Source organism: Chroococcidiopsis cubana SAG 39.79 (genome assembly GCF_003991895.1).
In the GTDB taxonomy this organism is placed as follows: domain Bacteria; phylum Cyanobacteriota; class Cyanobacteriia; order Cyanobacteriales; family Chroococcidiopsidaceae; genus Chroococcidiopsis; species Chroococcidiopsis thermalis.
Genome location: NZ_RSCK01000178.1, coordinates 1 through 6,088, shown reverse-complemented (window position 1 = coordinate 6,088; position 6,088 = coordinate 1). Strand labels below are relative to the sequence as shown.

6 protein-coding genes are annotated in these 6,088 nt (G+C 42.9%); 2 read left to right on the top strand and 4 right to left on the bottom strand.

Annotated features, from left to right (window positions below; all coding sequences use genetic code 11):
- Positions 1–34: 34 nt before the first annotated feature.
- Positions 35–211: a hypothetical protein gene (locus DSM107010_RS39135; RefSeq protein ID WP_158631965.1), complete on the bottom strand. Its 177-nt coding sequence runs from the start codon at positions 209–211 to the stop codon at positions 35–37.
- A gap of 25 nt (positions 212–236) precedes the next feature.
- Between DSM107010_RS39135 and DSM107010_RS36285 the strand changes: the two genes are divergently transcribed.
- Complete coding sequence (locus tag DSM107010_RS36285) at positions 237–653, top strand: transposase family protein (RefSeq protein ID WP_106171243.1); 417 nt, start codon at positions 237–239, stop codon at positions 651–653.
- A complete protein-coding gene (locus DSM107010_RS36280) occupies positions 650–1,099 on the top strand; it encodes a transposase (RefSeq protein WP_308726817.1) in 450 nt (149 codons plus the stop codon). Before DSM107010_RS36285 ends, DSM107010_RS36280 begins: the two co-directional genes overlap by 4 nt.
- A 55-nt stretch (positions 1,100–1,154) precedes the next feature.
- On the opposite strand, the gene DSM107010_RS40690 is transcribed toward DSM107010_RS36280, so the two are convergent.
- The 3 genes from DSM107010_RS40690 to DSM107010_RS36265 all read right to left on the bottom strand — a co-directional run bounded on the left by DSM107010_RS40690 (position 1,155) and on the right by DSM107010_RS36265 (position 5,542).
- Positions 1,155–1,478: a hypothetical protein gene (locus DSM107010_RS40690; protein ID WP_241994480.1), complete on the bottom strand. Its 324-nt coding sequence runs from the start codon at positions 1,476–1,478 to the stop codon at positions 1,155–1,157.
- Between the two features lie 78 nt (positions 1,479–1,556).
- A complete protein-coding gene (locus DSM107010_RS36270) occupies positions 1,557–3,212 on the bottom strand; it encodes a Vgb family protein (protein WP_127025292.1) in 1,656 nt (551 codons plus the stop codon).
- 416 nt (positions 3,213–3,628) lie between these two features.
- Entirely contained in the window at positions 3,629–5,542 is a 1,914-nt protein-coding gene (locus DSM107010_RS36265; protein WP_106171149.1) for a GMC family oxidoreductase, read from the bottom strand.
- Between the last annotated feature and the right edge of the window lie 546 nt (positions 5,543–6,088).

The following is a 6,088-nucleotide window of genomic DNA, read 5'->3' as shown; positions in this document are numbered from 1 at the left end:
TCTAAATCTCAGCATTGACCAAAAAGTGGTCACTTCAACAGGATTGACCGCTTTTTTCTTGATTTAGTCTAAACTCCAGATCTAAACTTGCCAAGTGGAAGATTTCTTGGGTTGCCAAAACATTGCTAGGCTTTAAAGCTTCGTAGGGATAAACATAATTTAGCCGAGTTGCACTGGGTCCTCTGGAGTTATGGGGTAAAATGTTATTCATATAACAAAAGCTCTCGCTCTAGCTAATGGATTTCTATTTAGATACCTTTTTAAACTTGCCCAACGCTACAGTAGAATGCTGTCAAAAGCTTGAAGAGTATGTCTGCCTTCATTTGAAACTACTCAATGGTGGAATAAATTGCCCTTATTGCCAGTGCTACACAGAAGAAATTCATCAAGATAGACCAATATTAGTGAGAGATTTGTCTATTTGTGGTCAAGTAGTTTACTTAAAAATTCCTCGCCGGCAGTTTGAATGTACTAATTGCGGTCGATATACTACAGAACCCCTAGATTTTGTGGAAAACAAACGGCTGCATACTAAAAGATATGAAAAGTATGTCTATCAAAGAGTAGCAACTAGCAGTATTCAAGAAGCTTGTCGGCAAGAGGGGTTGAAGTACGATGAAGTCAAAGCAATGTTTGATGGGGTAAGTAAATAACATCAAAAAAAATTTGGCAACCAGTTAAACGGTTAAGTCTAGATGAGTTAAGTATGCACAAAGGACACAAACACTTCAAGACGGTAGTTGGTGATATTGAACAGGGATATTTGCTTGATGTGCTCAATACTCATAAACAGTCAGAAGTGATAGAAGCCTTGATGCAACAACCATCTCATCTGAGAGAACAAGTAGAGCAAGTGAGTATAGATATGTGGGGTGAATTTCCCAAGGTGATTGAAAAAGTTTTTCCTAATGCTACCCTAGTTTACGATCGGTTTCATGTCATGCAAATGGTGAATAAAGCATTAAATAAGTTGAGAAAGAAGAGCGGTATTACTACCAAAGGTAGTCGCACTCTATTACTAACTAATGCTGAAGATTTGTTACAGAAAGACCAACTGCAACTACAATGTCTAAGAGCGCCTCAGCTTCTAAATCTATGACATCATTAATTCTAATACTTTTTGATGTTAATTAGTCGACTAGTATATCTACCAATTAATAAATATTTGAGCCAACTAGCAAAACTTCTATAGGTAAGTTTATACCAACTTCGATATCAATCTGGTTTTTAATGTCGATATTACTGAGAGAATTTAGACCCATTTCATTTAGGGGCTTTTGTAAATTTAGAGTTTGGGATTCATTACCAAATACGAATACTGATTCAACTTTTGACTGGCTAGCAGCCTCTAATCCGCGTTCTAGCAGTTGGGGTACTGTTAGCAAATATTTAGCCCCAGCATCATTTAATTGATATGCAAGTTCGCTAGCTGTATAAGATGGATTTGCCGTGCTGCTAACTCCACCTAAAAGGGCGATCGCCCCAAAAGCGATTGGCTATTCCGAACAGTTAGGACTATAAATAGAAAAGTCCAACTCGCTCCTGGGGGCTTGTTTTTATTGTCTCAAACCTCTCCTGAGCTTGTGGCGAATACTTGGGCCAAGCTTCAGCGTCCGAATGGAATTATCCAGATCGCCAGTTATATAAACTGTATCCCCCGCAACCGCAACCCCTGTGAGTCCATAAGGTGGTGGTCCACCAGGAAAACCCGCTAAGCCGATTGGTAAGTTCTGCTTCAGGGTGAGACTTTTTCCGGTATTGATATCGATCGCTCTGACGCTCTGCGTACCAGTCTCAGCTACCACGGCAATTCCATCAGCATGATAAGCTACACCTTCTGGCGAGGATAAATCCTTAGCAATGACAGTACGCTGTCCAGTTGTTAAATCGACTTGCGAGAGAGAGTTGCTCAAATACTCTGTCACTAACACTGTGGAATTATTCACCAGAGCTAAACCTGTCGGACAAGATAAACCTTTTGCTACTGTGCGTCGGTTAGTACCTGCTGTATCCACAATCTGAGTCAGTTGACCTAAAGCACAATCAGCTACTACAATACTGCCATTCTTTAGCTCAATCGCATCGTAGGGTACGCCAAAGCCCGTATAGGTATTCAGTACTGCTCCCGTTTCTCGATTCAATCGCTGGACAGCATTACCAAACCAACTACTGATAATTGCATTTCGGTTATTCACCGAAACAGTTAGAGGGTTTTGAATGGGCGTAACAATATTGCGGATTGTCTGCTGTATGCGTCCGGTTTTTCTATCCAAAATTCGATAGGAATTCGTGTCAGCAACATAAAGAGAGTTCCCATAGACAGAAATTCCGCCTGGCGCTGTCAGTCCTCCACTGTCCACAACTTTACGGACACGACCTGTTTGTGTATTGACTTCGTTAATATCGCTGTCTACAAAGTTGCTGGCGTACAACAAATCGGTAGGGCCAAAGGCAAGATTGTCTAATCCTGGTTGTAACCGAGCGATCGCTGTTATTTGACCTGTGGCGAGATCGACTTTCACAACTTGACCCGTTGCTGCATCTAGCGCAAATAGCTCGCCTTTGGAATTAAACTTAACAGCAGTTGGACTCTTCAATCCCGATGCAACTGGCGCGATCGCACCCGTATCGACGTTAATTTTGATAATTTCTCCTGTAAACTGAACCGGACTGTACAGAAGTCCATCACTACCAAAATCAAAAGCATTTAATCCTGGCTGGTTGAGGATCAAACGCGGAGAATTTTGTCCTGTAGGATCGACTTCATATAGTCCAGTATTCTTTAAACTGAGACTTTGACCGATAAAGATGCGATCGCGTTTATCTTGAGCAATCGGATCGACAGCTGGTATACCAGCAGCAGTTGTCGCTACCTTGTTTGTCTGAAGATCGAAAGTCCTCACCTCACTGCTGAGTAAAGCCGTATAAAAAATTTGACCGTTTGGCGTAAAAATGAAATCGTCAGCTTGACCGTCAGGGGACTTGAGAAAAATCTCGTACTTGCCTGTTGCGACATCAACTTTATATAAAGTTTGCTCGGCTACGCTGCCTACATATAGCTGTCCTTTAGCGTCAAACCTCAAACCATTCAAACCCTTGAAGGGCGATGGCTGTACTAAAATTTCTGGAACTGCCTGAGCTAACCCTGTTTGGAGTAGAAAAAAATGACTAATTAACAGCAGTCCCCACCGCCAATATTTGTTTTTAACCATTTCGTCATTAGTGTCACTATTGATGATTGAGTGTTGCTTATAAAATTCTCTTTTTATTTTAATGCCTTACGAAGATTAATAGCAGACTTGCGATTGAAGAAGTTAGCTAGTTTGAGCATCAAGCAGAGGTATTCCAGAGGTGTTAATAAAGGATTAAATTGCTATCTTTTCAAGCGAAAGTATCGTATCAACAATTCTACAACATCTCCCACCTCCCTATAATTTATCATTCTCATCTTATCCTTTCCTTTCGAGGACTACTTCATTGAATCGATGATTAACGCCCGACATAAGAAGAGTAGCAAAATACAATGGACGCGCGAGTGTGGCAACAACCTGTTCTATCTACGTTAGGAGTAGCCGCTTAATCCACTTGAATGCTGTAAATATATGACGCTTCCTGCGATGCTCAAATTCTATACTTTTCGTACATCCTCTAATATAACATCACTTGCTTTTTCGCTAATCATATAGATAGGTGTGAGCGGAAAGTACCCAGGAATGCGCGGGAATATGGAAGCGTCCACAACCCGTAGATTCTGAGTGCCGTGAACGCGGAATTTACTGTCAACCACAGCCATTGTGTCTTCTCGAAGACCCATCTTATTGCTACATGAAGCATGGTGCCCCCACGCCTCGTTTGCCACAAAATTGGCAATTTCATTGCGTGAGTTGACTGTCGAACCTGGAACTACTTCGCTCTGGGTAATATCCTCAACGTGTCCGTTCATCCGACGTACAAATTCAACACCTTCGACAAGTGCCGCCATATCGTCGTCTTCGGTCTCATTACCGTCAGCAAAATAACGGAAGTTAATGTCGGGTACATCCCGTGGGTCAGCCGATCGCAGGTTTACGCTTCCCGCACGATTGCCCGTGTATGCTTTAAGAATCAGCCAGGTGAATTGGTTGATTTGGTTGCTCTGCGAGTAACCAGGGTAATAGCCTCGGAACGCCCCAGGTGCACCAGCCCCGATAAAGAGGTCGGGTTCAAGGTATGCCTTGGTGCGTGCCACTTCTGACTTTCGCATATTACCGATAAACAATCCGTTACTCGTGTAAATTCCCCGACCTTGTGTCCACTGCGTTAGGCATGAGTCTGACGGCTGCCCTGGTTTGCAGTCCTGAGAGAGTGTAAAATCCGAATCTAATTGCGCCACTACACTAATTTCGTAGTGGTCTTGTAAGTTCTCGCCGACACCTGGAAGGTCGACGACTGGCGTAATGCCGTGACTGTGCAGCTCATCTGCTGGACCAATTCCGGAAAGTTTTAGAATCTGAGGACTATTGAAGGCACCTGCTGCTAGAATCACTTCACGCGAAGCGAGCATTGTCTTTCTCGATTTAGGTTCGGGTTCATCAGCAATAGCTTGTGGATCGGCGCGGTAGAGATGTGCGCCTTCAAGATACTCAACACCGATCGCCGTCGTACCATCAAATAAGACGCGAGTTACCAAAGTATGCATTTTCACAATCAAATTGTTAGGGATCTCAGCTACAGTCTCTCGGATCAGGTCACGCGAACTCCGCCGCCGACCATTTCGAGTAGAGATGGGGATATTGTAAAGACCTTCGATTCCCCCAACATTAACTGACCATGCGTTCGGATCGAGTTCCTTGCGGAAAAAAGAGTCTAGTACCCCTACGTGACCGCTCTCACGTACTGCTGAGTCTAAAATGCGTTGAATATTGATATCCTCAGCAAACATCATCGGGTCGGCAACTTCTGTTGTCAACCAGCCATCAAAGCCATGACGTGTCAAATTATCGTTTGAATCTTTTGGTCGCTCGACATAGCCGCACTGCTCAAGCCGCTCGAAGTACTTGCGCATATTCTCGGCACGCCAACTAGGATCGCCGGTGAGTTCTGCGATATACTCCCAATCAGCATTGTTCGGATAGACCATAATCATAGCATTATGGATAGTACATCCACCGAGGGCACCCGCTCTCGGATAAAAAATACCACCCTTGTCAAGGACATACTTGCTATCGCGGCGTTGACGTGCTTCGTCAGTATAGTGTCGGACGAAGTAGTCCCATCGTACCCTTGGGTCTTCACTAACAAGTGGGTGGAAAAGTGGTACCGAGGCGAGGTCGTCACCGTCACTACCACCAGCCTCAATCAAGACCACCTTATGCCCTGCTCTTGCAAGATTGACGGCAAGAGGACCACCACCAGCACCCGATCCAACCACTATGTATTCAATCGGTGCTGACGGGCTTACAGGAATAGCTTTGCGAGGATGGGCTAATGTGGTAACTAAACCAGTGGAGAATAGAGCAGCATTTTGAAGAAAGCTGCGACGGTTATAAGGCTTGCAAACCATAAGTTCTTTATGTTGACAGGAATCTGTTTTGTGTATTAATAGCTCTTCGGATGTTAGACCTTTAAGCAAACCTTTCGGTTGTGTTGCAAAAACTTTTAAAAGCACTAAAGATGATGGTGTTTTGACTTGTAGTTATGACTACAAATAGTATTTGAATTTTTTTCAACACAATTATGAATTGTGCAGTGTACTGAAAATTATACATTGATAGGAAGACGACTATATCAGCCGAATCTAAGTTTTTGTTTAAGGTTAAAACACACGATGGCGTATTTTGTAAAGTGAGCTGTATCGCAAATTCTTTTTAAGGATAAACAAATTATGTCATTCGTCTTGTCTTAAGCAACAACTCCAAAGAGTTCTTCAATGAATTTCGCACTTGATACACTATCCCCTTGTTTAATTCCTTTCGCTTGTCGTTTACGAATCATACGCATAGCTTCAATACCCCTCAATGTTTTCTTAGCGAGACTTAAACAAAAACTTAAGGTTAAATGAGCTAAGATAGATACATAGCAATAGTTTTACATCAAAGGTAATTTCATG